The 25,633-nt window shown below is 71.8% G+C and carries 33 protein-coding genes; 9 read left to right on the forward strand and 24 right to left on the reverse strand.

The annotated features are described in order from the left end of the window. Window positions 1–185: 185 nt before the first annotated feature. The gene (locus ACFV20_RS19015; RefSeq protein ID WP_385658024.1) at window positions 186–545 is read right to left on the reverse strand and encodes an ArsR/SmtB family transcription factor; all 360 of its coding nucleotides are present in this window, start codon (window positions 543–545) and stop codon (window positions 186–188) included. A 63-nt stretch (window positions 546–608) separates the two neighbouring features. Between ACFV20_RS19015 and ACFV20_RS19020 the strand changes: the two genes are divergently transcribed. After that, window positions 609–1,679, forward strand: coding sequence for a cation diffusion facilitator family transporter (locus tag ACFV20_RS19020; RefSeq protein ID WP_385658025.1), 1,071 nt, complete (start codon window positions 609–611; stop codon window positions 1,677–1,679). A 59-nt stretch (window positions 1,680–1,738) separates the two neighbouring features. Here ACFV20_RS19020 and ACFV20_RS19025 read toward each other — a convergent pair whose 3' ends face one another. Both ACFV20_RS19025 and ACFV20_RS19030 read right to left on the reverse strand, forming a co-directional pair. Then, entirely contained in the window at window positions 1,739–2,296 is a 558-nt protein-coding gene (locus tag ACFV20_RS19025) for a YbaK/EbsC family protein (RefSeq protein WP_385658027.1), read from the reverse strand. Between the two features lie 43 nt (window positions 2,297–2,339). Next, window positions 2,340–2,912 (reverse strand): XRE family transcriptional regulator, encoded by a 573-nt coding sequence (locus tag ACFV20_RS19030; protein WP_385658029.1) that lies wholly within the window; start codon window positions 2,910–2,912, stop codon window positions 2,340–2,342. A 97-nt stretch (window positions 2,913–3,009) separates the two neighbouring features. Between ACFV20_RS19030 and ACFV20_RS19035 the strand changes: the two genes are divergently transcribed. Then, window positions 3,010–3,867: a DMT family transporter gene (locus ACFV20_RS19035; protein WP_385658030.1), complete on the forward strand. Its 858-nt coding sequence runs from the start codon at window positions 3,010–3,012 to the stop codon at window positions 3,865–3,867. Window positions 3,868–3,877: 10 nt separating this feature from the next. Here the strand turns inward: ACFV20_RS19035 and ACFV20_RS19040 are convergent, their stop codons facing one another. Next, a complete protein-coding gene (locus ACFV20_RS19040; protein ID WP_385658032.1) occupies window positions 3,878–4,675 on the reverse strand; it encodes a DapH/DapD/GlmU-related protein in 798 nt (265 codons plus the stop codon). Window positions 4,676–4,787: 112 nt separating this feature from the next. Here ACFV20_RS19040 and ACFV20_RS19045 point away from each other — a divergent pair, with 112 nt between their 5' ends. After that, window positions 4,788–5,315 carry a gamma carbonic anhydrase family protein gene (locus ACFV20_RS19045; RefSeq protein WP_385658293.1) on the forward strand — a complete coding sequence of 176 codons (528 nt, stop codon included), beginning with the start codon at window positions 4,788–4,790 and terminating at the stop codon, window positions 5,313–5,315. 110 nt (window positions 5,316–5,425) lie between these two features. Here the strand turns inward: ACFV20_RS19045 and ACFV20_RS19050 are convergent, their stop codons facing one another. From ACFV20_RS19050 to ACFV20_RS19065, 4 genes are all read right to left on the reverse strand, one after another. Then, entirely contained in the window at window positions 5,426–6,049 is a 624-nt protein-coding gene (locus tag ACFV20_RS19050; protein WP_385658034.1) for a DedA family protein, read from the reverse strand. 71 nt (window positions 6,050–6,120) lie between these two features. Further along, complete coding sequence (locus ACFV20_RS19055; RefSeq protein ID WP_385658036.1) at window positions 6,121–8,505, reverse strand: phosphoketolase; 2,385 nt, start codon at window positions 8,503–8,505, stop codon at window positions 6,121–6,123. A gap of 383 nt (window positions 8,506–8,888) precedes the next feature. Further along, a complete protein-coding gene (locus ACFV20_RS19060) occupies window positions 8,889–10,793 on the reverse strand; it encodes a ricin-type beta-trefoil lectin domain protein (protein ID WP_385658038.1) in 1,905 nt (634 codons plus the stop codon). A gap of 472 nt (window positions 10,794–11,265) precedes the next feature. Next, window positions 11,266–11,703, reverse strand: a complete 438-nt coding sequence (locus ACFV20_RS19065; protein ID WP_385658295.1) for a DUF4442 domain-containing protein — start codon at window positions 11,701–11,703, stop codon at window positions 11,266–11,268. A 201-nt stretch (window positions 11,704–11,904) separates the two neighbouring features. Between ACFV20_RS19065 and ACFV20_RS19070 the strand changes: the two genes are divergently transcribed. Further along, window positions 11,905–12,918 carry a hypothetical protein gene (locus tag ACFV20_RS19070; protein WP_385658040.1) on the forward strand — a complete coding sequence of 338 codons (1,014 nt, stop codon included), beginning with the start codon at window positions 11,905–11,907 and terminating at the stop codon, window positions 12,916–12,918. A gap of 176 nt (window positions 12,919–13,094) precedes the next feature. Here ACFV20_RS19070 and ACFV20_RS19075 read toward each other — a convergent pair whose 3' ends face one another. The 3 genes from ACFV20_RS19075 to ACFV20_RS19085 form a co-directional block, all read right to left on the reverse strand. After that, window positions 13,095–13,940 carry a spermidine synthase gene (locus ACFV20_RS19075; RefSeq protein ID WP_385658042.1) on the reverse strand — a complete coding sequence of 282 codons (846 nt, stop codon included), beginning with the start codon at window positions 13,938–13,940 and terminating at the stop codon, window positions 13,095–13,097. Between the two features lie 87 nt (window positions 13,941–14,027). After that, a complete protein-coding gene (gene tuf / locus ACFV20_RS19080) occupies window positions 14,028–15,197 on the reverse strand; it encodes an elongation factor Tu (RefSeq protein ID WP_385658044.1) in 1,170 nt (389 codons plus the stop codon). 100 nt (window positions 15,198–15,297) lie between these two features. Beyond that, window positions 15,298–15,519, reverse strand: coding sequence for a hypothetical protein (locus ACFV20_RS19085; RefSeq protein WP_385658046.1), 222 nt, complete (start codon window positions 15,517–15,519; stop codon window positions 15,298–15,300). A gap of 20 nt (window positions 15,520–15,539) precedes the next feature. Here ACFV20_RS19085 and ACFV20_RS19090 point away from each other — a divergent pair, with 20 nt between their 5' ends. Next, on the forward strand, window positions 15,540–16,331 hold the full coding sequence (locus ACFV20_RS19090) for a TVP38/TMEM64 family protein (RefSeq protein WP_385658048.1): 792 nt from the start codon (window positions 15,540–15,542) through the stop codon (window positions 16,329–16,331). Window positions 16,332–16,349: 18 nt separating this feature from the next. On the opposite strand, the gene ACFV20_RS19095 is transcribed toward ACFV20_RS19090, so the two are convergent. Beyond that, complete coding sequence (locus tag ACFV20_RS19095) at window positions 16,350–17,519, reverse strand: thiolase family protein (protein ID WP_385658050.1); 1,170 nt, start codon at window positions 17,517–17,519, stop codon at window positions 16,350–16,352. A gap of 94 nt (window positions 17,520–17,613) precedes the next feature. Here ACFV20_RS19095 and ACFV20_RS19100 point away from each other — a divergent pair, with 94 nt between their 5' ends. From ACFV20_RS19100 to ACFV20_RS19110, 3 genes are all read left to right on the forward strand, one after another. Beyond that, window positions 17,614–18,084, forward strand: coding sequence for a winged helix-turn-helix transcriptional regulator (locus ACFV20_RS19100; RefSeq protein WP_385658052.1), 471 nt, complete (start codon window positions 17,614–17,616; stop codon window positions 18,082–18,084). Between the two features lie 158 nt (window positions 18,085–18,242). Next, window positions 18,243–19,118, forward strand: coding sequence for an undecaprenyl-diphosphate phosphatase (locus ACFV20_RS19105; RefSeq protein ID WP_385658053.1), 876 nt, complete (start codon window positions 18,243–18,245; stop codon window positions 19,116–19,118). Between the two features lie 451 nt (window positions 19,119–19,569). Further along, on the forward strand, window positions 19,570–19,920 hold the full coding sequence (locus ACFV20_RS19110; RefSeq protein WP_385658054.1) for a helix-turn-helix domain-containing protein: 351 nt from the start codon (window positions 19,570–19,572) through the stop codon (window positions 19,918–19,920). Window positions 19,921–19,955: 35 nt separating this feature from the next. Here the strand turns inward: ACFV20_RS19110 and ACFV20_RS19115 are convergent, their stop codons facing one another. The 5 genes from ACFV20_RS19115 to ACFV20_RS19135 all read right to left on the reverse strand — a co-directional run bounded on the left by ACFV20_RS19115 (window position 19,956) and on the right by ACFV20_RS19135 (window position 22,547). Next, window positions 19,956–20,081 carry a hypothetical protein gene (locus tag ACFV20_RS19115; protein WP_385658056.1) on the reverse strand — a complete coding sequence of 42 codons (126 nt, stop codon included), beginning with the start codon at window positions 20,079–20,081 and terminating at the stop codon, window positions 19,956–19,958. 22 nt (window positions 20,082–20,103) lie between these two features. After that, entirely contained in the window at window positions 20,104–20,595 is a 492-nt protein-coding gene (locus ACFV20_RS19120; RefSeq protein ID WP_385658296.1) for a glycine-rich domain-containing protein, read from the reverse strand. Window positions 20,596–20,710: 115 nt separating this feature from the next. Beyond that, window positions 20,711–20,872, reverse strand: coding sequence for a hypothetical protein (locus ACFV20_RS19125; protein ID WP_385658058.1), 162 nt, complete (start codon window positions 20,870–20,872; stop codon window positions 20,711–20,713). Beyond that, window positions 20,869–21,240, reverse strand: a complete 372-nt coding sequence (locus ACFV20_RS19130; protein WP_385658060.1) for a hypothetical protein — start codon at window positions 21,238–21,240, stop codon at window positions 20,869–20,871. The genes ACFV20_RS19125 and ACFV20_RS19130 overlap by 4 nt, the downstream gene beginning before the upstream one ends. A 56-nt stretch (window positions 21,241–21,296) precedes the next feature. Then, window positions 21,297–22,547 (reverse strand): helix-turn-helix transcriptional regulator, encoded by a 1,251-nt coding sequence (locus tag ACFV20_RS19135; protein WP_385658062.1) that lies wholly within the window; start codon window positions 22,545–22,547, stop codon window positions 21,297–21,299. A gap of 102 nt (window positions 22,548–22,649) precedes the next feature. On the opposite strand from ACFV20_RS19135, the gene ACFV20_RS19140 reads away from it, so the two are divergent. Then, entirely contained in the window at window positions 22,650–22,841 is a 192-nt protein-coding gene (locus tag ACFV20_RS19140; RefSeq protein ID WP_385658064.1) for a hypothetical protein, read from the forward strand. Between the two features lie 3 nt (window positions 22,842–22,844). Here the strand turns inward: ACFV20_RS19140 and ACFV20_RS19145 are convergent, their stop codons facing one another. Genes ACFV20_RS19145 through ACFV20_RS19175 form a run of 7 tightly spaced genes read right to left on the reverse strand, consistent with a single transcriptional unit; the run spans window position 22,845 to window position 25,632 of the window. Beyond that, a complete protein-coding gene (locus ACFV20_RS19145) occupies window positions 22,845–23,015 on the reverse strand; it encodes a hypothetical protein (RefSeq protein WP_385658066.1) in 171 nt (56 codons plus the stop codon). Window positions 23,016–23,073: 58 nt separating this feature from the next. After that, entirely contained in the window at window positions 23,074–23,280 is a 207-nt protein-coding gene (locus tag ACFV20_RS19150; protein WP_385658068.1) for a hypothetical protein, read from the reverse strand. Further along, entirely contained in the window at window positions 23,277–23,597 is a 321-nt protein-coding gene (locus ACFV20_RS19155) for a hypothetical protein (RefSeq protein ID WP_385658069.1), read from the reverse strand. The genes ACFV20_RS19150 and ACFV20_RS19155 overlap by 4 nt, the downstream gene beginning before the upstream one ends. Then, window positions 23,594–23,875, reverse strand: a complete 282-nt coding sequence (locus tag ACFV20_RS19160) for a hypothetical protein (protein WP_385658070.1) — start codon at window positions 23,873–23,875, stop codon at window positions 23,594–23,596. The genes ACFV20_RS19155 and ACFV20_RS19160 overlap by 4 nt, the downstream gene beginning before the upstream one ends. Before the next feature lie 24 nt (window positions 23,876–23,899). Beyond that, window positions 23,900–24,844 (reverse strand): N-acetylmuramoyl-L-alanine amidase, encoded by a 945-nt coding sequence (locus ACFV20_RS19165; RefSeq protein WP_385658071.1) that lies wholly within the window; start codon window positions 24,842–24,844, stop codon window positions 23,900–23,902. 1 nt (window position 24,845) lies between these two features. Beyond that, on the reverse strand, window positions 24,846–25,103 hold the full coding sequence (locus ACFV20_RS19170) for a hypothetical protein (RefSeq protein WP_385658073.1): 258 nt from the start codon (window positions 25,101–25,103) through the stop codon (window positions 24,846–24,848). Window positions 25,104–25,113: 10 nt separating this feature from the next. Next, entirely contained in the window at window positions 25,114–25,632 is a 519-nt protein-coding gene (locus ACFV20_RS19175; protein WP_385658075.1) for a hypothetical protein, read from the reverse strand. Window position 25,633 lies beyond the last annotated feature (1 nt).

Below are 25,633 nucleotides of genomic sequence, written 5' to 3' on the forward strand. Positions count from 1 at the left end.
CCTGCCGTGCGAGCCGCGCCCAGCAGAACCGCGTCCCTGCCGTGCGAGCCGCGCCCAGCAGAACCGCATCCCTGCCGTGCGAGGCGTGCCCAGCGGGACCCCGGCGCTGCCGTGCGAGCCGCGCCCAGCGGAACCGCGTCCCTGCCGTGCGAGGCGTGTCCAGTGGGACCTGGGTGCTGCCGTGGTCAGTCGTGCGGGGGGCGGTCGCTGAGGCGGTGGTCGGCCACGTTCAGCGCCTCGTCGACCAGGCGGCGCAGATGGCCGTCGCGCAGTGAGTAGATCACCCGGCGGCCGTCCTTGCGCGTGTCCACCAGGCCCGCCAGGCGCAGTCGCGCCAGGTGCTGGCTGACGGCCGGCCTGGCCGCCCCGCACGCCTGCGTGAGGGTCGTGACGTCCGCCTCTCCCCCGGTCAGCGCGTGCAGCAGGGCGAGCCGGGTCCGGTCCCCCAGCAGGGCGAGAACCTCCGCGGCGAGCGCGAACTGTTCCTCGCCCGGGCTGCGCGGATGCGCATCGTGCGCAGATGAGAGGTGCATGCGTGCGCTCATAAGCACATAATGGCGGCACGGCACGGGTACGTCCACTCCCGCGCGCACCGGAAGGGGATCCACGTGAGTGACCGGCACGAGCAGGCCCGCCCTCATGAGCACACCCACGGGCACGATCACGAAGACCGGCCCGGGCACGGCCACCGCCACGGCCTGCGCCACCGGGTCGGTCACCTGCTCGTGCCGCACTCCCACGAGTCGGCCGACAAGGTCGACTCCGTCCTGGAGTCCTCGGCCCGCGGGATGCGGGCGCTGTGGGTCTCGCTCGCCGTGCTCGGCGTGACGGCACTGGCCCAGGCGGTCGTCGTGGCCGTGTCGGGCTCCGTGGCGCTGCTCGGGGACACGGTGCACAACACCGCGGACGCGCTGACCGCCGTCCCGCTCGGGATCGCCTTCGTGCTGGGCCGGCGGGCGGCCACGCGCCGTTTCACCTACGGCTACGGCCGGGCCGAGGACCTGGCCGGTCTCGTGATCGTGCTGACCATCGCCGCGTCGGCGGCCTTCGCGGGCTGGACGGCCGTGGACCGACTGCTGGATCCGCGCCCGGTGCAGCACGTCCCGGCGGTCGCCGTGGCCGCGCTCGTCGGCTTCGCCGGCAACGAGTGGGTGGCCCGCTACCGCATCCGCGTCGGCCGCTCGATCGGCTCGGCCGCACTGGTCGCCGACGGTCTGCACGCCCGCACCGACGGCTTCACCTCACTGGCGGTGCTGCTGGGCGCCGGTGGCTCGGCCCTGGGATGGGAACCGGCGGACCCGATCGTCGGACTGGCGATCACGGCGGCCATCGCCCTGGTGCTGCGGGACGCGGCCCGGGAGGTGTTCCGCCGGGTGATGGACGCCGTCGACCCGGCCCTGGTGGACCGGGCCGAGCGGGCACTGACGGAGGTGCCCGGGGTGCGGGGGGTGGGTGAACTGCGGCTGCGCTGGATCGGCCACCGGCTGCGCGCCGAGGTGGCGGTCGTGGTCGACGGCGAGGCGACGGTGCGCGAGGCCCACCGGATCGCCGTGGACGCCGAGCACGCGCTGCTGCACGCGGTACCGCGCCTGACCGCGGCCCTGGTGCACGCGGACCCGGAGCCGGCCCCGGGCGAGAGCGACCCACATCTGCCGCTGGCCCACCACATGGCGGCGTAGACGGGGAGCGCCCAGGCGGCCGCCGGAGCCGTCGCCGGCCGGCGCGGCGCGGCGTCGGGTCAGGAGACCCCGAGCCCCTCCAGCACCTCGGCACCGGGCAGCTGCGCGAACGCCTTGCCCGGGACCAGCAGCTTGCCGCGCCGCCGTCCGCTGCCGACCAGCACGTACGGCAGGTCGGCCACGGCCGCGTCCACCAGCAGCGGCCAGCCGTCCGGCAGCCCGAGCGGGGTGATACCGCCGTACTCCATGCCGGTCTCGCCGGTCGCCGTGTCCATGGAGGCGAAGGAGGCCTTGCGGGCGCCGAGCCTGCGGCGTACCACACCGTTGACGTCGACCCGGGTGGTGGACAGCACGAGGCACGCCGCGAGCGTGGACTCGCCGCCCCGCTTGCCGGAGACCACCACGCAGTTCGCCGACCGCTCCAGCAGGTCCTGCCCGTAGTGCTCCACGAAGGTGGCGGTGTCGGCCCACTCCGGGTCGGTGTCGACGTAGACGATCTGCTCCGCCGGGACGCTGCCCCGCCAGTGGCGTACGGCGTCGGCGACCGGGGCGGTGAGTTCGCCGAGGCAGGCGGGGGCCGGGCGGGCGTTGTCGAACTGTCCGATGGGTGCGCGCATGGCCGCACGCTAACAACAGCGGGCCGGTGCGGGACCGGGCGTCTCAGGTCACGGGCGGCACCGAGACGGCCATGACCATCTCCATGGGCGCGTCGCCGGTGTTGCCGTAGGCGTGCGGGACGTTCGCCTCGAAGTGGACGCTGGCGCCCGCGGGCACCCGGTGCTCGACGCCGTCGACGGTGAGGGTCAGCTCGCCCGCCGTGACGTGGAGCAGTTCGGTCGTGCCGGCGGGGTGCGGGTCCGACGGGCTGCTCTCGCCGGGCATGAGCCGCCAGTCCCACATCTCCAGCGGGCCGGGCGCCTCGGTGCCCGCGAGGAGCCGGTTGTAGCTGCCGGCGTCGGTGTGCCACAGCCGCACGGCCTGGTCGGCCGGGACGATGCGGACGTTGGGGCCCTGCTCGTAGTCGAGCAGGGTGGTGATGCTCACGCCGAGCGCGTCGCCGATCTTCACGACAGTGCCGAGGCTGGGGTTGGTGCGGGCCTGCTCGATCTGGATGAGCATGCCGCGGCTGACGCCCGCCCGGGCGGCGAGCACGTCCAGCGTGAAGCCGCGTACCGCACGCCAGTGCTTGACGCTGCGCGCCAGGGACTGGGTCAGCAGGTCGAGGTCCGACACATTCCGTCCAATATTCTGTATGACACAGTGCAATGCGCTGCACTATGGTGTGGTTGACCTGATCGTTCACTGAACTGTACTGCGAGGTATCCGTCCCATGACAGCGCTCTTCGCCCTGGCCACCAGCCTGTTGTGGGGGCTGGCCGACTTCGGCGGCGGTCTGCTGACCCGGCGCACGCCCGCGCTCACGGTGGTCGTGGTCTCGCAGTCGATCGCGGTGGTGGTGCTCGGCGCCGTCGTGTTCGCGACCGGCGGCTGGAGCGAGGCGGGACCGCAGCTGTGGTTCGCCGTGGCGGCCGGGCTGGTCGGACCGGTGGCGATGCTCGCCTTCTACAAGGCGCTCGCGCTCGGCCCCATGGGCGTGGTCTCGCCACTGGGGTCGATCGGCGTGGCCGTGCCGGTCGGGGTGGGCCTGGTGCTGGGCGAGCGTCCCGGCCTGCTGCAGTTCCTCGGCATTCTCGTGGCGATCGCCGGGGTGTGCCTCGCCGGAGGCCCCCAGTTCCGCGGCGCCCCCGTCCAGCGCCAGGCCATCGCCCTGACCCTGCTCGCGGCGTTCGGCTTCGGCGCGGTGATGGCCCTGATCGCCGAGGCGTCCACGACGCTGACCGGTCTGTTCCTCGCCCTGTTCGTCCAGCGGGTGACCAACGTCGCCGCGGGCGGACTGGCCCTCTGCGTCTCCGTGCGGCGCGGGTCGCCCGCGCTCCCGGCAGGCGGCTTCCCCTGGCGTTCGCTGGCCGCCCTCGCCTTCGTCGGACTCGCGGACGTCGCCGCGAACGGCACCTACTCGATCGCCGCGCAGCACGGTCCGGTGACGGTCGCCGCCGTGCTGGCCTCCCTGTACCCGGTGGTGACGGCCGTGGCCGCGCGGGGTGTCCTCCGGGAACGGCTGCGGGCGATCCAGGCCGCCGGAGCGGGGCTCGCCCTGGTGGGGACGGTCCTGCTGGCGTCGGGCTGAGCCCGGCGGTTCAGGAACCCGGCTCCAGCCGCGCGAGATCGGCCGCGGTCTCCTCGTCCAGCGCGGCCAGCCGGGCCGCCGTCTCCTCGTCCAGCTCCGACAGCGCCCGGAGCTGCTCGGGGGTGACGCCCTCCGGTATGGGCACCGGTGCCGGTGTGCGCAGGGGTGGCTGCCAGCCGTCGGCCGGGGTCCAGCGGCGTACGACGCGCGCCGGAGCGCCCGCCACCACGGCGTGGTCGGGCACCGTTCCGCGCACGACGGCGCCCGCGGCCACCACCACGTTCCGCCCGATCCGCGCGCCCGGCAGGATGACCGCTCCGGTGCCGATCCAGCAGCCGGGCCCGATCTCCACCGGCTCCATCCGCGGCCACTGCTTGCCGATCGGCTCGTGCGGATCGTCGTAGGAGTGGTTCGTGGACGTGACGTACACGTACGGGCCGAAGTAGCAGTCGCTGCCGATGGTGACCGTCGTGTCCGCGATGACGTGGCTGCCGCGGCCCAGGACGACCCCGTCGCCGATGCGCAGGATCGGCTCCGGGCCGAGGTCGAGGTCGGGCATCAGACCCGCGGTGAGGGTGACCTGTTCGCCGATGATGCAGTGGGAGCCGACGTGGATCCACGGTTCACCGAAGACCGTGCCGAGCGGGAAGGCCAGTCTGGTACCTGTTCCCATGGCGCCGAAGCGGTAGCGGCCGGGGTGTTCGGCGGTGACCGAGCCCGTGCGCTGCACCCAGGCCCAGCCCGCGTGGACGGCCCGCTGGGTGAGGTCCCGCCGCCAGGATGAGAACGTGTTCTTGCGCTTCGGCACGAGCTCACGGTACTCAGCGGTAGCCCCGGCCGTGGCCCCGGAGGCCTGTGATCTTCACCCCACCGTGTGGCGTACGGTGTGCGCGTTGTCTACGACGTTCCTGGAGGCGGACATGGCGCAGCGGGCGATGATCACGGGGATCGGCGGCAGGGAGCCGGAGATCGACGCGTCGGCGTTCGTGGCGCCGACGGCGTCGGTGATCGGGGGCGTGACGCTGGGCCCGGGCGCGAGCGTCTGGTACGGGGCCGTGGTGCGCGGCGACGTCGAGGCGATCTCCGTCGGGGCGAGCAGCAACGTCCAGGACAACTGCACGCTCCATGCCGACCCCGGGTTCCCCGTGAGTGTCGGTGAGCGGGTGAGCATCGGGCACAACGCGGTGGTGCACGGGGCGACGGTCGAGGACGACTGTCTGATCGGTATGGGGGCGACGGTCCTGAACGGGGCTGTGATCGGGGCCGGTTCGCTGGTCGCCGCGCAGGCGCTGGTGCCGCAGGGCATGGTCGTGCCGCCCGGGTCACTGGTGGCGGGGGTTCCCGCGAAGGTCCGGCGGGAGCTGTCGGAGGAGGAGCGGCAGGGCGTCACCCTCAACGGCACGATGTACGCCGAGTTGGCGAAGGCGCATCGCGAGGTGCATGCGTAGGCGGTTCGGCGGGTGCGGGTGGATGGTGGCTGGTCGCGCAGGTCCCCGCGCCCCTTCGGGGTGAGGGGATGGTGGCTGGTCGCGCAGTCCCCGCGCCCCTTCGGGGCGAGCTACTCCGCCGCCGCCGCAGGTACTGCCTTCTTCGCCTTGCGCTTGATCACCAGCATGGACGTGAGGCCCACCAGGACCGCCGCCACCAGGCCCAGCCACGAGAAGCGCTTCAGCCAGGACTCCGCGACGATGCCGACGTAGTAGATGACCGCGGTCGTGCCGCCCGCCCAGACGATGCCGCCGAGGACGTTGGCGATGAGGAACTTCCAGTAGGGCATGCGCAGCACACCGGCGAGCGGGCCCGCGAAGATGCGGAGCAGGGCGACGAAGCGGCCGAAGAAGACGGCCCACATGCCCCACTTCTCGAAGGAGCGCTCGGCGGTGGCGATGTGGCCCTCGCTGAAGTGCTTGGGGAACTTGCCGCCCAGCCAGGCCAGCAGGGGCCGTCCGCCCTTGCGGCCGATGGCGTAGCCGATCGAGTCGCCGATGATCGCACCGGCCGTGGCGCTGGCGCCGAGGACGACGGGGTCGATCTCGCCGTGCTGGGAGGCGAGCAGCGCCGAGGAGACGAGGATGATCTCTCCCGGCAGCGGGATGCCCAGGCTTTCCAGGCCGATGACCAGCCCGACCAGCCCGTAGACGGCGACCGCGGGTACGGTTTCGAGCCACTCCTGGACGTGCAACGCCGGTTCCTTTCGCTGAGCTTCCCTGCGACCCCGGGAAGCCTACCGGCTTCTAGGACGCCCCCCGGGGCTCAGGCGTTCCAGCTCCATTCGGCGACCTCGGGCAGATCGGTGCCGTGCTCGCGGATCCAGGCGTGGTGGCGGGTGCGGGCGTCGGCCATCCGCTGGCGTACGGCGGTGGCGCGCACGGCGAGGCCGGGGACGCGGTCGATGACGTCCATGACCAGGCGGTAGCGGTCGAGGTCGTTGCGGACGACCATGTCGAAGGGCGTGGTGGTGGTGCCGGCCTCCTTGTAGCCGCGCACGTGCAGATTGCCGTGGCCGGTGCGGCGGTAGGCCAGGCGGTGGATCAGCCAGGGGTAGCCGTGGTAGGCGAAGATCACCGGCTTGTCGGTGGTGAAGAGGCCGTCGTACTCGAAGTCGCTCATGCCGTGCGGGTGTTCCCCCTGAGGCAGCAGCCGGGCCAGGTCGACGACGTTGACGACCCGGACGGACAGCTCGGGCAGGTACCGGCGGAGCAGATGGGCGGCGGCCAGGGTCTCCTGGGTGGGGACGTCGCCGGCGCAGGCCAGCACGACGTCGGGCTCGGTGCCCTCCTCGGTGCCCGCCCACTCCCAGATGCCGGCGCCGCGCGCGCAGTGCACCCGGGCCTCGTCCATCGACAGCCAGTCGAAGCAGGGCTGCTTGCCGGCCACGATCACATTGACGTAGTCGCGGCTGCGCAGGGCGTGGTCCGCGACCGACAGGAGGGTGTTCGCGTCCGGCGGGAGGTAGACCCGGACGACCTCCGGGCTCTTGTTGAGGACGTGGTCGACGAAGCCGGGGTCCTGGTGGGAGAAGCCGTTGTGGTCCTGCCGCCACACGTGCGAGGTCAGCAGGTAGTTGAGGGAGGCGATGGGGGCCCGCCAGGGCAGCCTGCGCGAGGTGCGCAGCCACTTGATGTGCTGGTTGACCATCGAGTCGACGATGTGCACGAACGCCTCGTAGCAGGAGAACAGCCCGTGCCGCCCGGTGAGGAGGTAGCCCTCCAGCCAGCCCTGGCAGAGGTGTTCGGAGAGGACCTCCATCACCCGGCCGTGCCGCTCCAGGTGCTCGTCCACGGGCAAGGTCTCGGCCTGCCAGGCCTTGCCGCTGGCGGTGTAGACGGCCTGGAGCCGGTTGGAGGCGGTCTCGTCCGGGCCGACCAGGCGGAAGTCGCGCCGGTCGGCGGTGTCGCGCATGACCCGGGCGAGGAGGTCGCCGAGGACCCGGGTCGGCTCGTGCAGCGTCGCGCCGGGTTTGTCGACGGGCACGGCGAAGTCGTCCAGGGACGGCACGGGCAGGTCGCGGAGGAGCAGACCGCCGTTGGCGTGCGGGGTGGCGCCCAGGCGCCTGGTCCCCTCGGGCACGCAGGCGAGGACGTCCGCGACCGGGCGGCCCGCCGCGTCGAACAGCTCCTCGGGCCGGTACGAGCGCAGCCAGGACTCCAGCTGCTTCAGGTGCTCGGGGTTGTCGCGGACGCCGGACAGCGGCACCTGGTGGGCGCGCCACGTGCCCTCGACGGGTTCGCCGTCGACCTCGGCCGGGCCGGTCCAGCCCTTGGGGGTGCGCAGCACGATCACCGGCCAGCGCGGGCGCTCGGTCACGCCCTCCTCGCGTGCGGCGTGCTGTGCGGCGGCGATGCGGTCCAGCGCCGTGTCCATGGCGTCGGCCATGGCGCGGTGGACGGTGGCCGGGTCGTCACCGGCGACGTGGAGCGGCTCGTGGCCGTAGCCGCGCAGCAGCGCGTCGAGTTCCTCCCGGGGAAGGCGGGACAGCACGGTCGGGTTGGCGATCTTGTAGCCGTTGAGGTGCAGGATCGGCAGGACGGCGCCGTCGTGGACGGGGTCGAGGAACTTGTCGGCGTGCCAGGACCCGGCGAGCGGGCCGGTCTCCGCCTCGCCGTCGCCGATCACGCAGGCCACCAGCAGGCCCGGGTTGTCCAGGGCGGCGCCGTAGGCGTGGGCGAGGGAGTAGCCGAGTTCTCCGCCCTCGTGGATCGAGCCGGGCACCTCCGGGGCGACGTGGCTGGGCACGCCGCCGGGGAAGGAGAACTGCCGCATCAGCAGCTCCATGCCCCGAGCGTCCCGGGACGCGTCGGGGTACTTCTCGCTGTAGCTGCCCTCCAGCCAGGAGTTGGCGAGGACCGAGGGGCCTCCGTGGCCCGGGCCCCAGACGCACAGGGCATCCAGCCCACGGTTCTTGATCACCCGGTTGAGGTGGGTGTGGACGAGGTTCAGCCCGGGTGAGGTGCCCCAGTGGCCCAGCAGCCGCGGCTTGATGTGCTCGGGCTGCAACGGCTCGGTCAGCAGGGGGTTCGCCATGAGGTAGATCTGACCGGCCGCGAGGTAGTTGGCGGCCCGCCAGTGGGCGTCCAGCGTGCGCAGTTCCTCGTCGGACGGTGCGGTCCTGCTGTCCCGGCGCGGGGCCTCGGGCATGGGTGACTCCCTGGGTTTGCGGGCGGACTCAGGAGGAGTACCAGTCTGTTCCGGTTCGATGCCAGGCGCCTGTCGGCCACGCCTCGCCCCCGGACGGCCCTTGCGGTGCGCGGGGCTCCGTGCGTGCGGTGGCCTCCCGGGCGCGCGGCCCGGACCCGTGCACGCGGGACCTCCCGGGCGGGCGGCCCGGACCCATGCACGCGGGACCTCCTGGGCGGGCGGCCCGGATCTGTGCGTGCGGGACCTCCTGCGGCGCGCGCGGGGATCCGTGCGTGCGGGGCCTGCTGGACGGGCGGACCCGATCCGTGCGTGCGGAGCCTCCTGGACGGGCGGCCCCGATCCGCGCGTGCGGGACCTCCCTCGTGGGCGGCCCCGCAGCGCTCCTACGGCACCCGCACGGTGGAGTGCAGCGTCGCCACGGTGCCGGCCACGGCGTCATTCGTGTGAGCGAGGGCGCCCGTGTGAGCGAGGGCGCCGGGGCCCCACCGCGGGACGGTCCCACCGCCCCCGGGGGCTGCCTCGGCCCCGCCCCGTGGTGCGGTCTCCTCGCAGCAGCCCACCTGGGCGAACCGCGTCTCGTACCGCTGGTGCGGCAGTTGCCCGGGCTCGATGCGGGGCGGCCGGGGCCGCTGGGAGGGGGCGTCGTCGTACGGCCGCCGCTCCGGCTCCCGGTACGGTCGCTGCTCCGGCTCCCTTCGGCTCTCCCGCGGCGTGTCCTCGGCCTGCCCCTCCCGGGGCTTCGCGGGCGTTCCCGGGGCGACGTCCGGTTCCAGGGCCCAGCGCTGGGCCCTGGAACCGTCGCGGTCGGTGACGATCACGGTCCGGCTCTTTCCGGGGGCGAGGGCCAGTCCCTTGCCGCCGCGCGGCAGGAGCTCGCCGCGCACGGTCAGGTCGTAGCGGACGACCCCCGCGTGCACCAGGCAGTCGGCTGCCGTGACGGAGCCCTCGGCGGGGTCGGAGCCGAGGCACAGGGACGGGTCGGCGGCGCTGCGCAGGGCCCCGTCGTCCCGGTACGACCACTGCTGGGACTCGCCCGCGGAACAGGCGGTCAGCACGATGCGGGCGTCGGTCCGGGTCCGGCCGCCCAGGACGTCCAGGCACAGGCTCTCGTCGAGGTTGCGCAGCCGCCCCCGGGCCACTTCGGCGGCGCCGCCGGCGGAGGCGGCCGTGGGGGCGCCGGCGGCCGGGGACGCGGCGGAGTCGGGACTGAGGGACGAGGGGCCCGCGCGGTCCGGGTCGACGGAGTGGCCGCTGACCTCGCCCCAGGTGGCCGACTGCGCGTCGGCGCCACCCTCCTCCGTCCAGCCCCGGGCGGCGAACAGGGTCGCGAGCAGGACGAGGGAGGTCACCCCGACGGCGGCGGCCAGTGCCTTCGTGTGCCTTCTCGGCGCCCCGGCCCGACCGGGCGACGGCAGGGCACGGGGCCGGAGGCGATGGCGTCCGCCGGCGGACACGGTGCCCCGCGCCTCGACGCGGCCCGGCCGCGATTCCAGGTAACGGCGGGCGCCCCAGCCGAGCACCGTCTCGGCGAGCAGATCCTCCAGACCGCCCTCGAAATGGCTGAGTTGTTCGGCGGCGTGCCGGCAGTACCGGCACGCCAGGAGATGCCGCTGCACATCCGGCAGCAGCGCCCCACCGCGGCGCATGGGAACGTCCAGCAGACGGTTGTAGTAACGGCATTCCCGCGTCGGGGCGAGTTCCCGGTGGGCGCGTACGCATCCGGCCCTGAATTGCTCGCGCGCCTGATCCAGGGCGGCCGACGCGGTCGCGGCGTCCACGCCCAGCAGACCGGCCGGCACGGATAGGGGCTCGGCTTCGACAGCGCTGTGCCAGAGCAGGCATTGGGAGGCTCCCGGAAGGCCACGGAAAGCGCGCTCCGCGAGGCGCCGCCTTTCCGGAGTGCCGGACCGGGCGGCGCGCAGGCCGCGGGCTCCGACGGTTTTGCGGAGTTCCGGCAGGACCGCGCTGATGCCGTCGTCGGCGGCCCATTCCCCGACCGTTTCCCGGACGGCCGTGAGCAGCCGCGGACGCAGGGCGCCGCCTCCCGGCCAGGCGAGTTCCCTGCGGAAGGCGGCGGCCGCGGCCATCGACGCGGAATCCTCGGAGGACGCCAGGCAGATCACGGCGTATTCGTGGACCGCGCGCCAGTGCCGGGCCAGCAACAGTGCGACGGCGCGCGGCCCTTCGGCGGGTTCGCCCACCCGGGCGAGGAGATTGCGGTCGGACTCCGCGGGTCCGGCTCCGGGCCGTGGCGCGTACGGCGGGCGTGGGGGTGTGGGGGATTGCACGGAACCATTTCCTTCCACCGCAGAACGGCATACGAATGGCGCGTCCGTCGGAAAGCAGGTGCGTGATTGGTGCATACCGGAGCCACGTCAGCTGTGGACTCGGCTGTGAGGCGGCTCACTTTCGCACACGCGACTCACGGGTAACAAGGCGTGCGGATGCCGCAACTTCAAAAGGCCGGGAATACGGATATGTTACCGACGGTATCCGTACCGGCTTTCGAAAAGGGGGCCTCCGGCGGCGGCAAGTTGTGCGCCGGGAAAGGAGGTTGTTCCACACAATCTCCCACTCCACGGCCATCACGCCGTCGAACGGGAGGGGGCCCTCACGGCCGAGGGCGACGCGGCGCGGGTGGACGCCGTGCGTGATCCCGCGCGGCCGGCGGGCATCCACCCCGTCCGCCGGGCCCGGATACGGCCGCCGGCATGCGAAAACCCCGGCACCCGGCCGGGGTTCGCAGGTCTGGCCCCTTGGTCAGCCGTTGGGCCGCAGGGTCCAGGTGACGGTCATCTCACCGGTGACGGCACCGTCGGCCCGCTGGATGGCGATGGCGACCGGGAACTCGGGGCGCTCCCCGGCGTCCAGCTGCGCGACGACCTCGGCGGCCGGGCGGCCCAGCGTCGCCGTGGCGGTGACGGCGCCCATCGCCAGCTTCTTGTAGGAGATCTCGGCACTGACGGCGAGCGGTACGGCGCGCGAGAGCTGGTCCCCGAACGCGGCCAGCACGATCGCCCCGCTCGCGGACTCCCCGAGCGTGAACATCGCGCCGGCGTGCGGACCGCCCACGTGGTTGTGGTACTCGCCCTGGTCCGGCAACGACACCACCGCCCGCTCCGGCGAGGTCTCCAGGAACTCGAGGTTCAGGGTCCGGGCCATGGGCACCGTGGCGGCGAGCATCTCGCCGATGGACATCTGGTCTGCGCTCATGCCCGAATGTTACTCACGAGTAGAGACGGCTGACCAGGCCGGTGTGACGACCGCCGCATCGGTGCGCCCCCAGACCGTCGGCAGCGCGCCCCCACACCGTCGGCAGCGCGCCGTCTCCGGGTTGCTACGTCTCCGTCCACGGGCGGTGACCGAATCGTGTCCGGGGCGCGGCTAGGGTGACTGCCCATGTGGCCAGGACAGCAGCAGCCCGGGGGCGAGCAGAACCCGCAGGCGAACAACCCGTACCAGCAGCCGGGGTACCAGCAGCCGAATCCCTACCAGCAGCCGGGATACCAGCAGCAGCCCAACCCCTATGCACAGCAACCGCAGTGGGGAGCCCCGGGGCCGGCCGGTGCGCCGCAACCCCCGCAGGGCGGTGGCGGTGGCAACCGGACCAAGCTGGTCGCGATCATCGCCGCCACGGCGGTGGTCGTGGCGGCCGGTGTCACCGGCTTCCTGGTGCTGGGCGGCGACAAGGACGACACGGCCGACGGTGGCAAGGGCGGCAAGAACGACAAGCCGGCGTCGAGCGCGCCGGCCGAGGAGCCGAGCGCCCCCGCCACCGGCGACAACCCGCGCGGCGGCGAGGAGGCCAAGCCGACGGTCAAGGGCTGGAAGGTCGTCATCAACCCCAAGTGGGGCACGGCCTTCGACGTCCCCGCCGACTGGGAAGTGGCCTCCCCGGGCACGTCCGTCTTCTTCGAGGACGAGAAGTCCGACGACGGCAAGCCGCTCATCACCATGTCGGCACCGGCGTTCTACAAGTCGAAGTGGTGCACGAGCGACGAGGACAAGGACGGCAGGTCGGAGACCGAGTCCCTGGCCGGGGCGGGCACCAAGGGAGCCGACGGCGCCAAGGACACGGACGAGGTCGCCGTGAACCAGGTGGCCTGGTGGGTGTACGGCGGTTACACGCAGCCGGACAAGAAGAGCGTCAAGACCGACGACAAGGCCGAGCCCTACACCACCGCCTCGGGCGTGAAGGGCAGCATCGCCCGGGCCCACTCGGAGAACACACCCGACAAGGGCAAGTGCGCGAGCGACGGCAAGGCGATCACGTTCGGCTTCAAGAACTCCGCCGGTGACTTCGTCGCGTGGAGCCTCTACGGCGCCAAGGGCGTCAAGGGCGAGGTGCCCGAGAAGACCATCATGAAGATCCTCAGCACGGTCCGCCTCCACGGCGAGCCGACGGGCGGCTGACCCCCCGCCGACCCGGCCAACGGAACGGGCCCGCCCCTGCGACAGGTGCGGGCCCGACTCACCGGAGCATCGCGTCACGGGAGCTCGGTCACCGGTGCTGCCAGGGATGCTTCGCAGGCATCAAGTGCCGCGTCATCGGCTGTTGTTCGCGGAGGGCGGCGAGCACGCGGCCCGCGTCAGCCGATGCCGAACGCCCCGTCGGGCGGCTCGGGTGACGGGACGGCGTCCTCGTCGCGCACCGCCCGGGCGCCGCCGATGAACCTCCGCAGGGCGGGCCCGTGTTCGACCCGGGCGGGGAAGGCGTCGGCGGCGGTGAGGCGGGTCAGGGCGGCGACGTCGACCGGCCGGTGCCCGGCGACGAGCACCGCGTTCCCGAACCGGCGCCCCCGCAGCACCCCCGGTTCGGCGATCAGCACCAGTTCCTCGAAAGCGGTGGCCAGGGTGGCGAGTTGCGACCGCAGGAAGGCGAAGGGCGCGGCGTCGGGGAGGTTGGCGAGGTAGAAGCCGCTCCCCCGCAGCACCCGCGCGACCTCACGGACGTACGCGACGGAGGTGAGGTGGGCCGGCACCCGCGACCCGCTGAAGACGTCCGCGAGGAGAACGTCCGCCGAGTCCGCCGGGGCCCTCTCCAGCCAGGCCCGGGCGTCCGCCGTGTGGAGGGCGACGGCCGCGCCCTCCGGCAACGGCAGATGCTCCGCCACCAGTTCCAGCAGCCCCCCGTCGGCCTCGACGACGTCCTGCCGCGAGCCCGGCCGGGTCACGGCGAGGTACCGCGGCAGGGTGAGCGCCCCTCCCCCGAGATGCACCACGTCCAGCGCCCGCCCCGGCTCGGCCACGACATCCAGGACGTGCCCGAGCCGCCGGGTGTACTCGAACTCCAGATGCCCGGGTTCGTCCAGGTCGACGTAGGACTGCGGCGCCCCGTCCACGGTCAGCAACCAGGCCCGGGCCCGGTCGACGTCGGGCATCAGCTTGGCAAACCCGTGGTCGACGGACCGGGCGACGGGTACAGGCTCGTTCACCTTCTCATTGTGCCCGCGCCGCGATGCCCCTCCGGGACACGGGGGACTGCGCGACCAGCCACAACGGCCCCGCAGTCCCCCACGGCCTCAACCGACCGCGGTCACCGTCCCCGCACCGACGGTCCGCCCGCCTTCGCGGATGGCGAATCCCAGCCCCGCCTCCAGCGGCACGTCCCGCCCCAGCTCCACGGTCATCACGACCGTGTCACCGGGCCGAGCCACAGCCACGTCACCCAGGTCGACGTCCCCCACCACATCCGCCGTACGGAGGTAGAACTGCGGCCGGTACCCGCTGGAGACGGCCGTCGTACGCCCGCCTTCACGCGCGGACAGCACATACACCCGGGCCGTGAAGCGCCGGCTCGGCACCACACTCCCCGGCGCCGCGACCACGTGTCCCCGCCGCACGGCGTCCCGGGGAACCCCCCGCAGCAGCAACGCCACGTTGTCCCCGGCCTGCGCCTCCTCCATCGGCTTGCCGAAGGTCTCCAGCCCCGTGACCACCGTCTCGACACCGGCCCCGAGCACCTCGACGCGGTCGCCGACGCGCACCACGCCCCGCTCGACCGCCCCGGTCACGACGGTCCCGCGCCCGGTGATGGTCAGCACGTTCTCCACCGGCAGCAGGAACGGCGCGTCCAGGTACCGCTCCGGCATCGGCACATACGTGTCCACCGCGTCGAGCAGCGCCTCGACGGAGGCGGTCCAGCGCGGGTCCCCCTCCAGGGCCTTCAGGCCGGAGACCCGTACGACCGGCACGGAGTCACCGCCGTAGCCGTGGGCCGTGAGCAGGTCGCGGACCTCCAGCTCGACCAGGTCGGTCAGTTCCTCGTCCCCGGCGTCGGCCTTGTTGAGGGCGACGACGATGTGGTCGACACCCACCTGGCGGGCGAGCAGGACGTGTTCGGCCGTCTGCGGCATGATCCCGTCGAGCGCGGAGACGACCAGGATCGCCCCGTCGAGCTGCGCGGCGCCGGTGACCATGTTCTTGACGTAGTCGGCGTGGCCCGGCATGTCGACGTGCGCGTAGTGCCGGGTGTCGGTCTCGTACTCCACGTGCGCGATGTTGATGGTGATGCCGCGCGCCGCCTCCTCGGGCGCCCGGTCGATCCGGTCGAACGGCACGAAGGCGCCGCTGCCGCGGTCGGCGAGGACCTTGGTGATGGCGGCCGTCAACGTGGTCTTGCCGTGGTCGACATGACCCATCGTGCCGATGTTGAGATGCGGTTTCGTGCGGACATAAGCCGTTTTGGACATGGACGTACCTCGAAGCGTCTGATGGGCGAAGAAGAGAGTGGGACCCCGAGGACCTGCCCGACCCTCCCCTTGCGGGGTCCGCCGGACGAACCGGAGAGGGTCAGCTTCGGGCGCCGTCCATGACGGCCGTGAGATCGACGACGGCAGCCTTCGGGGCATCCGTGACCACGGATGCTGCGAGGGCGAAGGCGTGCCGGAACATGCCCTCGATCATTGCCGACGCTTCACCGCACGTCGAACGGTTTTCATCGGCCCGGCGCACAGGCGCGCGGGCCGCGTCCTGTGACGCCGGTGAGACGAACCATACGGCGATCACACACATTTGTCGGTTAGTGTCACCGGATGCTCGATGCCACCACCCGCTCTGGGGGCACCGCCACGGCCTCTCCCCGGGCCACCGCCGCGGAGCTCGCCGTCGCCGTTCCCCCGGCAACGACCGTCCCGCCCGCCGTACCGACCCGTTTCGCCGCTCGCTGCACCAGAGTTCTGCTCTCCCCCTGGTCCCGCCTGTCCCTGCTCGTCGTCCTGCTGGCCGCGGGCGCGTGCGGGGTGCTCCTGTTCGAGCCGCAGCGGCTGCTGACGGAGGGCTGGCCACCACAGCTCGGCGGTGCGGCGGCGGCCTTGGTGTTCACGGCCGCGTACGGCGTGTGCACCGTGGCGTTCGTGCCGAGGCCGCTGCTGAACCTCGCTGCGGGCGCCCTGTTCGGTTCGCAGCTCGGCCTCGGCGTGGCACTGACGGGCACGGTGCTCGGCGCCGGGATCGCCTTCTGCCTGGGCCGGGCGCTGGGCCAGGACGCCCTGCGGCCGCTGCTGCGGGGGCGCTGGCTGAAGGCCGCGGACGGCCAGCTCAGCCGGCACGGCTTCCGCTCGATGCTGATGGTGCGCTTGTTCCCGGGCGTGCCCTTCTGGGCCGCGAACTACTGCGCCTCGGTCTCCCGCATGGGCCTGCTGCCGTTCCTGCTGGCCACGGGCCTCGGCTCGATCCCGAACACCGCCGCCTACGCCGTCGCGGGCGCCCGCGCCTCCACCCCGACCTCACCGGCGTTCCTGATCGCGATGGCGTGCATCGCCCTGCCCGCCCTGGGGGGCGTGGTGGTGGCCTGGCGCAAGCGGCACCAGCTGCGCAGCCTCTGACGCCTTGTCACACCCGGCTCACACCCGCTCCAGCACCATGGCGTTGGCGAGTCCGCCCGCCTCGCACATGGTCTGGAGCGCGTAGCGGGCACCTCGTTGCCGCATCGCGTGCACCAGTGTCGTCGTCAGCCGGGTGCCGCTCGCACCGAGGGGGTGCCCGAGCGCGATGGCCCCGCCGTGCACGTTGACCCGGGCGAGGTCGGCGCCGGTCTCCTGCTGCCAGGCCAGTACGACACTGGAGAACGCCTCGTTGACCTCGAACAGGTCGATGTCGTCGAGGGTGAGTGAGGCCCGGCGCAGCACCTTCTCGGTCGCCGGGATGACGCCCGTGAGCATCAGCAGCGGGTCGGAGCCGGTGACGGCGAAGCTGTGCAGCCGGGCGAGCGGACGCAGGCCGAGCCGGGCCGCCGTCTCGCTCGACGTGATGAGGACCGCCGAGGCCCCGTCGTTGATCGGGCTGGCGTTGCCCGCCGTGACGTTCCACTCGATCTGCGGGAAGCGCTCGGCGAAGCCGGGGTCGTGGTAGGCGGGCTTGAGGCCGGCGAGGATCCCGGGGGTGCTGCCCGGGCGTACGCACTCGTCGCGCGCGACGCCCTCCAGGGGCGCGACCTCGGCGTCGAAGAGGCCGTTCTCCCAGGCCTCGGCGGCCTTGTGGTGCGAGGAGACGGCGAAGGCGTCCATCCGCTCACGGCCGATCGACCACTTGGCGGCGATCAGTTCGGCGCTGATCCCCTGCGGGACGAGCCCCTCCGGGTAGCGCCGGGCGACCCCGGGGCCGAAGGGGTCCGCTCCCTCGGGGACGTTCGACCACATCGGCACCCGGCTCATCGACTCCACACCGCAGGCCACGACCATGTCGTACGCGCCCGAGAGCACGCCCTGCGCCGCGAAGTGCACGGCCTGCTGGGAGGAGCCGCACTGGCGGTCCACGGTGGTCGCGGGCACCGACTCGGGGAACCCGGCGGACAGCACGGCGTAGCGGGTGGTGTTCATGGCCTGCTCGCCGACCTGGTCGACGGTGCCCCCGATGACGTCGTCGATCAGCGCCGGGTCGACCCCGGACCGTTCGACGAGGGCGCGCAGGGTGTGGGCGAGGAGCTCCACGGGATGCACGTGTGCCAGGGCGCCGTTCGGCTTGCCCTTGCCGATCGGGGTGCGTACGGCTTCGACGATCACTGCGTCACGCATGTGCGGGCCTCCACGGGCTACCAGTGAGTAGGAAATCCGAACTCACCGTAGCCCCACGAGTTGGAAATTCCAACCCTCTCCTACACTGGGCCTCATGGCCGCCCCCAAGGACCCGCGCCCCTGCTCCATCGCCGACACCCTCGCGCTCGTCGGCGAGAAGTACTCCCTGCTCGTGCTGCGGGAGGTGTGCCTGGGCAACGGACGGTTCGACCAGCTGGTGCGCAACATCGGCGCGCCACGCGACGTCCTGGCCACCCGGCTGCGCCGGCTCGTCGACGCCGGGATCCTGGCCAAGCACCTCTACAGCGAGCGCCCGCAGCGCTTCGAGTACCGGCCGACGCCGGCGGGACTGGAGCTGGAGCCGGTGCTGATGACCCTCATGGCGTGGGGCGACCGCCATCTGCGGCCCGACGGCGACCGCCCGATGGTCCTGGAGCACTCCTGCGGCCGGCCCCTCGCCCCGGCCGTCACCTGCCGCGCCTGTGGCGACGAGGTGCGGCACGAGGACCTCACGGCTCGCCCCCAGGCGCCCGGCTGGACGGTGACCGGACCGGCCACGGCCTGATCCCCGCAGGTGGCGAGCGCTTCCAAGCCCCTGTGTCCGGGCGGCCTTCCGGGGACGCTACGCTTCCCCCTCGGCACACATGATCCCCCGTTCATCGCAACGGCGGCCCGGTGTGCCCGTCGTCCGTCCCACGATCGGCACTTGGACTCCGCTACCTCATGTCTTGGTTCGAATCACTCATCCTCGGACTCGTCCAGGGGCTGACCGAGTTCCTCCCCGTCTCCTCCAGCGCCCACCTGCGGCTGACGGCGGCCTTCGCGGACTGGAAGGACCCGGGCGCCGCCTTCACGGCGATCACGCAGATCGGCACCGAGGCGGCCGTGCTGATCTACTTCCGCAAGGACATCGGGCGGATCATCTCGGCCTGGGCGCGCTCCCTCACCGACAAGTCGCTGCGCAGCGACCCCGACGCCCGGATGGGCTGGCTGGTGATCGTCGGCTCGATCCCGATCGGTGTGCTCGGCGTGACGCTGAAGGACCAGATCGAGGGGCCGTTCCGCGATCTGCGGATCACCGCGACGATGCTGATCGTCATGGGCATCGTCCTGGGTGTCGCCGACCGGCTCGCGGCCCGCGACGAGAGCGGCGGCAAGCATCGCGCGCCCAAGCAGCGCAAGGCCCTTGAGGACCTGGGTGTGCGGGACGGCCTGATCTACGGCGCCTGCCAGGCCATGGCGCTCGTCCCGGGCGTCTCCCGCTCCGGCGCCACCATCAGCGGTGGTCTGTTCATGGGCTACAAGCGCGAGGCCGCGGCCCGCTACTCGTTCCTGCTCGCCATCCCCGCGGTGCTCGCCTCGGGCCTGTTCGAGCTGAAGGACGCGACGGAGGGCGGCCACGTCTCCTGGGGCCCGACGATCTTCGCGACGATCATCGCCTTCGTCGTCGGGTACGCGGTGATCGCCTGGTTCATGAAGTTCATCTCGACCAAGAGCTTCATGCCGTTCGTCTACTACCGCATCGCGCTCGGCATCCTCATCATCGCCCTGGTCAGCATGGGTGCCCTGAGCCCGCACGCGGCCGAGTCGGCGGGCTGATCCCGGGGGCTGAGATCCATTTCTCGCTAGATGCACTTAGAGGGAACTAGATGAGACTAGTGGGGATTCGATCGCTCTCGACGTGATCATCTCCCAGTCGTCTCCCACTCTCCCAGTCCGAGTACGACGAAGGCCCCCGCAGATGAATCCGCGGGGGCCGTCTTCTCGATCCCTTTGAGACCAGGGCGGGGGGTCCACCTGGGGGGTGGGACCATCCCCCGCCCTGGCTGTCCTGTTGTAACGCGTGCAGCGTACAAAGGTCACGAGGCAATCGTTCACTCGTTCGAGTGAGTTTGCTTTTTCTTGACCTGGGGACCGCCCACCCATCGCCGAGGGGGTGCTCGCGACGGGTGGACGGCCCATCCGGCACGGGCCGCGCCGGCGCGCCCATGCCGGGTCTGTGGGGTGACGCTGCCTCGGTAAGCGCATTCTGTTACGCGCGTGTTACAGGATGTTCACTTGTCAACTAACGCATCGCGCTGACCTGCCACTCAGCTACCCGCCCGAGATCGAAAAATGTACGGTCCGCGATACTGACTCAAGATCACTTAGGGGCAAGCGTGGGCGAGTGCCATCCGCCCCACCCCCCGACTGGATCCTCCAACGCCGCCGTCAAGTCGGCGACCGGATCCGCGACGCCCGCTTACACGCCAACCTCACCCAGGAGAAGCTCGCCGAACTCGCGGGCATGGACCGGCAGACCATCAACCGCATCGAGCAGGCCCACGCATCCCCGATGCTGGACAACCTCTTCCGCATCGCCGACGCCCTCGGCGTGCCGCTCGCCGACCTCGTGCGGTGAAGCCCCGACCGGGTTCGGCCGGGGCTCCTGGAGCATCAGCCCTTGGGCGGGATGACGAACCCCCGCACCGGCCGCTCCTGCGGGTCACGCGATTCGGGCTGCTGAGTGCGCCTCCACGCCGCGACCATCTCCGCGTACCGCGGATCGATCCACTCGGACATCGGGCCTCCCTTCCCGGGCAGGCTAACCCGGCTTCGGCTTGGGCTTTGGCTGGACGACGATTGTGCAGTCCGGGGCGTGCTGGCATTTCGCGGCTACCGAGACGAGGGTGTCGTCGGACGGCGGGCCCCACAGCTCCGGGTCCGCTACCCAGCCGAGCGCGGCGATGGTCTCGCGGGTCCGGTCCAGGATGGGCGGGTCGTAGTTGGTGGGGTCGTAGCCCGGGTAGTGGTGAACGAAGCCGCCCAGGGCCTGGCACAGGTCGGCGTACATGGCGGTGTGGAGGATGAGAGCGTGCCAGCCCTCATCCACGACCCGCGACGGAGCCAGACCTAAGCCGGGGCTGGTTGCGCAGGCAGCCACGAACTTCAGGCCCTCGTCGACGATCCGGCCGGCCATCTCCTCGCTCATGTCCGGGTTGGCGTCCATCACGGTGCTGCGGACGCTGGCGAACTGCTCGTCGGTGATGAGCATTCGCGCGAGAGCGGGCACGGCCGGGTTGTCGGGCGGGTCCATGGGGCCCGGAGGTATCGTCACGGTCATCTCCTTCGGTTGTGCCGGATGGGGATGGCCCGCCCGGGCCGGGGCGCCTTGCCAGGTCAACTCGGCTCGGGCGGGAGTCTGGGGCCGATCAGGTGCTGCGGCGCGCCTGCCGATACTCCGCAGTGAGGCGGACGGCGGTCTCGCAGGGGAGGTTGAGGTTCACGCCCTGGGCGTCGATAGCCCGGCAAGTCGGGCACGCCAGGCAGTGGTCCCACAGGGCGGCCTGCTCGGGCGTCTCGGCGAGGATCATCCGTGCACCTCCAGCGCGAGACGGCGCAGAGCGCGACGCGTGTCGCACACGATGGGGTTGTCGACGCACTGCTCGCAGGCGCCGGAGTGCACGCCATACGTGCGGAGCGCCGCAGCGCGTACGCAGTCAGGGCAGCCGCGGGGGAAGAGAGTCACCCCGCCCGGCGCGGGCCGCTCGCCGAGGTCGACAGCGGTCTCGATCGTGAGGAGGGTTTGGCACCAGACGCAGGCCGCGCCGCGGGCCTGTAACGCGGTCAGCGTGGACGTTCGGGGGATCGGTAGCAGGGCCAGGGCGCCAACGTCAGCGCTGCTGCTGGTGCGTGTCTCCCCTGCCACGAAGGCCTCCACGGTCGTGGTGATCCGTCTCACACCAACGACCGTAGAGGCCCCTCAGACGTATCGCCGACCGGAATCCGGTCGGTACCTCACGCTGTCAAAATGCCCACCTTCACCGCCAGTTCGGACGCACGCCGCCGGCGCGGCGCCTGGGTCGACTCCACCTGCTCCAGCAGGATGGCCCGCGCGTAGCCGTTGTAGCGGATCGTCTCCGGCGCGGACTCGTACGCCTTCTCCAGCGACGCGATAGCGACGTCCGGTTGGTTGTCGAGCTGGTAGCCGCGGGCTTCCTCGATGCGGTGGCGGGCGCGGCGGGGGCGGGACTGGATGGTGCTCTCGTCGGCCTGCGCGGCCTGCCGGACGGACTCGCCGCCCTGGTGCAGCTCCACCGCCACCGTCACGGCGTGGGCGCCCATGATGGCCCTGCCGAAGCTGGTGACAGGGTGGAAGTAGTCGGCGGGCAGCCGCTTCGCCATCTTGCGGGCCTTGTCCCAGTGTCTCCACGCGGTGCCGGTGTCGCGGCGCCGGGCCGCCGTGTAGCCGAGCTCGAATTCCAAGGCGCCCGCGATGGCCAGGACGTCGTCGGAGGCGTCCGGGAGCAGGGGGGCGAGGTAGCCCACGGCTTCACTGTTGATGGCGTCGGCGGCGTCGAAGTGCCGTGCGCCGGAGTCCCGGTGTGCTTGAGCGAGGAGCCAAGCGGCGACGCCGATGGCGTGGGGGTCTCCGGAGTCTTGGGCGGCGACCATGCCTCGCTCGGCGACCCGCCACAGCAGACTGCTGTCGGGCTGGTAGGCGATGAAGAACTGGCTGAGGCTGTAGGTCTGGGCGAGGAGCGACTGGGCTGCGCGCCGGTCCGCTGCGGAGTCTGCGTGCCGGACGAGGGCTTGAGCGTCGCGGAGCAGGTCGGGCAGCAGCCGGCCAATGACCTCGCGGTGGTTCGGCGCCTCGTGCCTGGCTTTCCATGCCGCATGGAGCCGGGCCTCTAGGTGCGCCACGGGCGGCGGCTCCGTGTCTGCCGTAAGAGAGAAGTTGTCGATGGCGGCTTTGACTGCGGCGAGGCGGGGGTGTCCGGGGCCGATGAAGAGGTCCACGTGGGTCTCCGGGTGACCGGTGAGGTCGGCGAGGTCGCGTACCCGGAGGGCTTCGGCGATGCGCATCACCATGTCGAGGGCGGGGGCTTTCTGCTGCCCGTTCTCGATCTTGCGGAGGGTGTGCGGTGACAGGCCGACGAGGTCGGCGAGTTGCGCTTGGGTCATGCCTCGGCGCTCGCGGAGGATCTGCACCCGCTGGCCGAACTTCAGCGGGTCGGCGTAGGGGTCCGGGGTAGCATCGGATGGCATGGTCTCGCCCTTCTCCTGGTACGGGTCGCACTGTCCAGGGTAGGGGCGGGGCCGTTCTCGTGTGGGGGGTCTGTGACGGAAGGGGCCGCGTACGCTGGTGGCATGTCCCCCGATCTTGTGACCGCTGATGGCGTGCGTTCGGCTGCCGAGTTGAACCAGGCGATCCGCGAATTGTGGCTCGGGCCAGGTGGACACCCGGCGGTGCAGCTGGACGACGAGCAGCGGGCCACGTACTGGCGGCTCCTCGCCGAGCTGCAGCAGGTCGAGCGCAGGGACGTCGTCGAAGCTGCGTAGCGGCTACTGCGGATCGCCGAGCTCGAAGGCGAAGCGCAGACCAGCAGCGCGCAGGTCCTCGGGGAGCAGCGCTTCGGTCAGTTCAGCAGCCACCTCGTCGGCGCTGGCGAGGATGCGCTGCTTGGCATCCTCGAACGCGAGGTTCTTGGCGATCACAGCGTCTGCGAAGTCCATGCCCTCAGCATGGCAGAGGGCCCCGCCCGCAGTAGCGGACGAGGCCCCGAGCGGCCGGTCAGCCGACTATGTGATCAAGGAACCACACGCTGAACCCGACCCACCCGACGACGAACAACACCTTGCCCGCCTTCGTGTGGACCCGGAACCAGCGGCGGGTCGACTCGCTGAGCGTGTCGCCCTCCCTGGCGTTGCGCAGCGCGTACACCTCGAACGCCGCGCCGGCCAGGATCAGGCCGCCCCAGACCGCGTCGCCCGGATTCACCGGCCGACCGCCGTCCAGATACCCAGCCCGATCGCAGTCACGGACGCCAGACCGGCGATCGATTGAAGCGGCCACTGGCGGCCCTTCACCGCGTCCAGGTCGGCCTTCAGCGGCTTCAGCTCGTCCTCGCGGAGTCTCTTGACCTCGTCCTCCAACTCGCGCCGGAGGTCACGCACGTCCTGCTCTGTGCGGGCAGAACGTTCGACGAGGACAGCGCAGGACGTCTTGATCTCGCCGAGGTCTCGGCCGAAGCTGCCGATATCGCTCCTCAGGTTGGCCAGCTCGACGGCGACAGAAGTCGTCTCAGGCGGCGTCACTCCCTCACCGCCGCGCCAGTCGGTGGCGCGTACGCCGGCGGCCGGGCCCAGCCCAGCAGCAGCCCCGCCGCGACCCGCACGGGCTCCCACTCCAGACGCGCCGCGACCTGCTCCAGCGCCCGAAACACCAGGTAGTAGACGCCGGTCACCAGCACGGTGACCCCGGAAGCGACGGCCACCGAGTCGGCCTCGATACCCAGTGCGCCCGTGACCGACAGGACCCAGCCGACCAGCAGCGGCACCACGGTGCGCATCACGGACGGGAAGAGACTGTTCATGGTCGATCTCCTGTTCTGTGAGGACTAGTTGGCGAGGCGGGCTGCGAGCTTGACGGCGACCTTCTCCGCGATTCGATCCGCCAGTGCCGAGTCGGCGGCGATCGCAGCAGCCAGTGCTGTCACCTGTGCGTCCGACACCGTCGGAGCGCCCAGGCCGATGACCTTGGCCTCAACCCGGCGCACGATGGTCTCGATGTTGCGCGCCGAGCTGGCGAGAGCGATGTGCGTGTTGTTCGGATCGTTGACCGCATTGACGATGACGCCGTCCAGCGTCAGCACCTTCCGGGCGATCTTCTCGATGTCCGCGTCCGTGAGAGCCACGTCGTCCTCCTCACCCGGGTTCCAGCCCGGCTCGTGTGCCAGCCGCTCGGCAACCGCCGCGCGGAAGTCCTTCATGGCGAAGCCGCGCGGGTCGGGCTTCCAGTCCGACCACTCCAGATGGCCGATACCGGACTTGGGGCCCCAGCCGTGCGCGCGGCAGATCGCCGCGGTCGCCCGGACAATGGCGTCGTACTGGACGCGGGGCCACGGGTCCCGGCCGTCGCCCTCGTTCTCGCACTCCCAGCCGTAGAAGCGGGCGTTGCCGTCGACCGCGCCTGGAGAGCCGTCGTGCTTCTGCGGCGCTGGCGGGCGGTCACCGTAGGACTCGTCGATCACCGCCTGGAGCACGGCCCCGTCGCCGCCACCGGCGTGGTTGGCGCGGCCGTTGGCGGTGAGGTGGACGACGCCGTCCTTGGTGATGCAGCCGGTCGCGAGCGGGCCAGGCAGCACGCTGTGCCCGTTGTAGATCAGGCCGACGACGTCCGTGCCGGGTCCGGTGACGGTGTGGTGGACCATCACGCCGTGCACTGGCCCCCAGGCGCCGCGGTGGTTGCGGTTGTGGTCGCGCCATCCGGGAACCTCGTGGACGGTGCAACCCTCCGCGCGGAGCGCCGAGACCAGCCGGTCCGCACTCAGTGGTATGGCCACCTCAGCCGCCCCCAACAGCGGTCCACTGGACGGCGTATGCGGCGGCCGTGCCGTACCAGACCAGTTCGTGTGACGCGTCCCGCACCATCCAGCCCCCCGCCGGGATGACCTTCCGCGAACCCTCCGAGCTGAGCAGCATCAACTGGACGCCCGTGTCGCTAGAGATGGTGTAGGCGCCGTCCAGCCACTCCGCAACCGCGGTGCCGTTCGTGCCGTCGTACTGCATCGACTCATACCTGCGAGTCACAACAGTGGCCATGGGTGCCTCCTTAGGCGATGCGCTGCATACGCAGCCACGAGTCGGTGTAAAGGACCACGGCGATAGCCGACGATGCGGCCTGCGCCCAGTCCAGAGAGAACGTGCCGGCCGTGGAGCCGACGCGGAGAGTGCCGTGGAGGATGGCGCCCATGTCCGCGTCCGTCGTGCCGTAGGCGTTGCGGGACTGGGAGACGTCGTTGGACTCCATGCGGAGGCTGTAGCCCGTCGTACCGGACGCCGCGGTGCCGGAGCCCGGGGCGGCCATGTGCCACTCGCCGAGCGACCCAGACGGCACAGTGAAGTCGATCAGCAGGTCCGCGGCGGGGTCAGCGAAATATTTGACCCACCCGTCCCACACGTAGACCGCGTTCGCCTCCACCTCGAACGTGAGGTGCGGATCCGCCGTAGCAGTGGTCGTCGCAGACCGCGACGTGTCCGCCGTCTTCCGCGCCACCTGCGGCAGCATGCTCCGCAGCAGGGCGGCAGTCGCGCGCTGTCCAGCCGCCGGCTGGGGGTAGTACTCGGCCATG

Origin of the sequence: Streptomyces sp. NPDC059696, assembly GCF_042733745.1 — a bacterium.
In the GTDB taxonomy this organism is placed as follows: Bacteria; Actinomycetota; Actinomycetes; order Streptomycetales; family Streptomycetaceae; genus Streptomyces.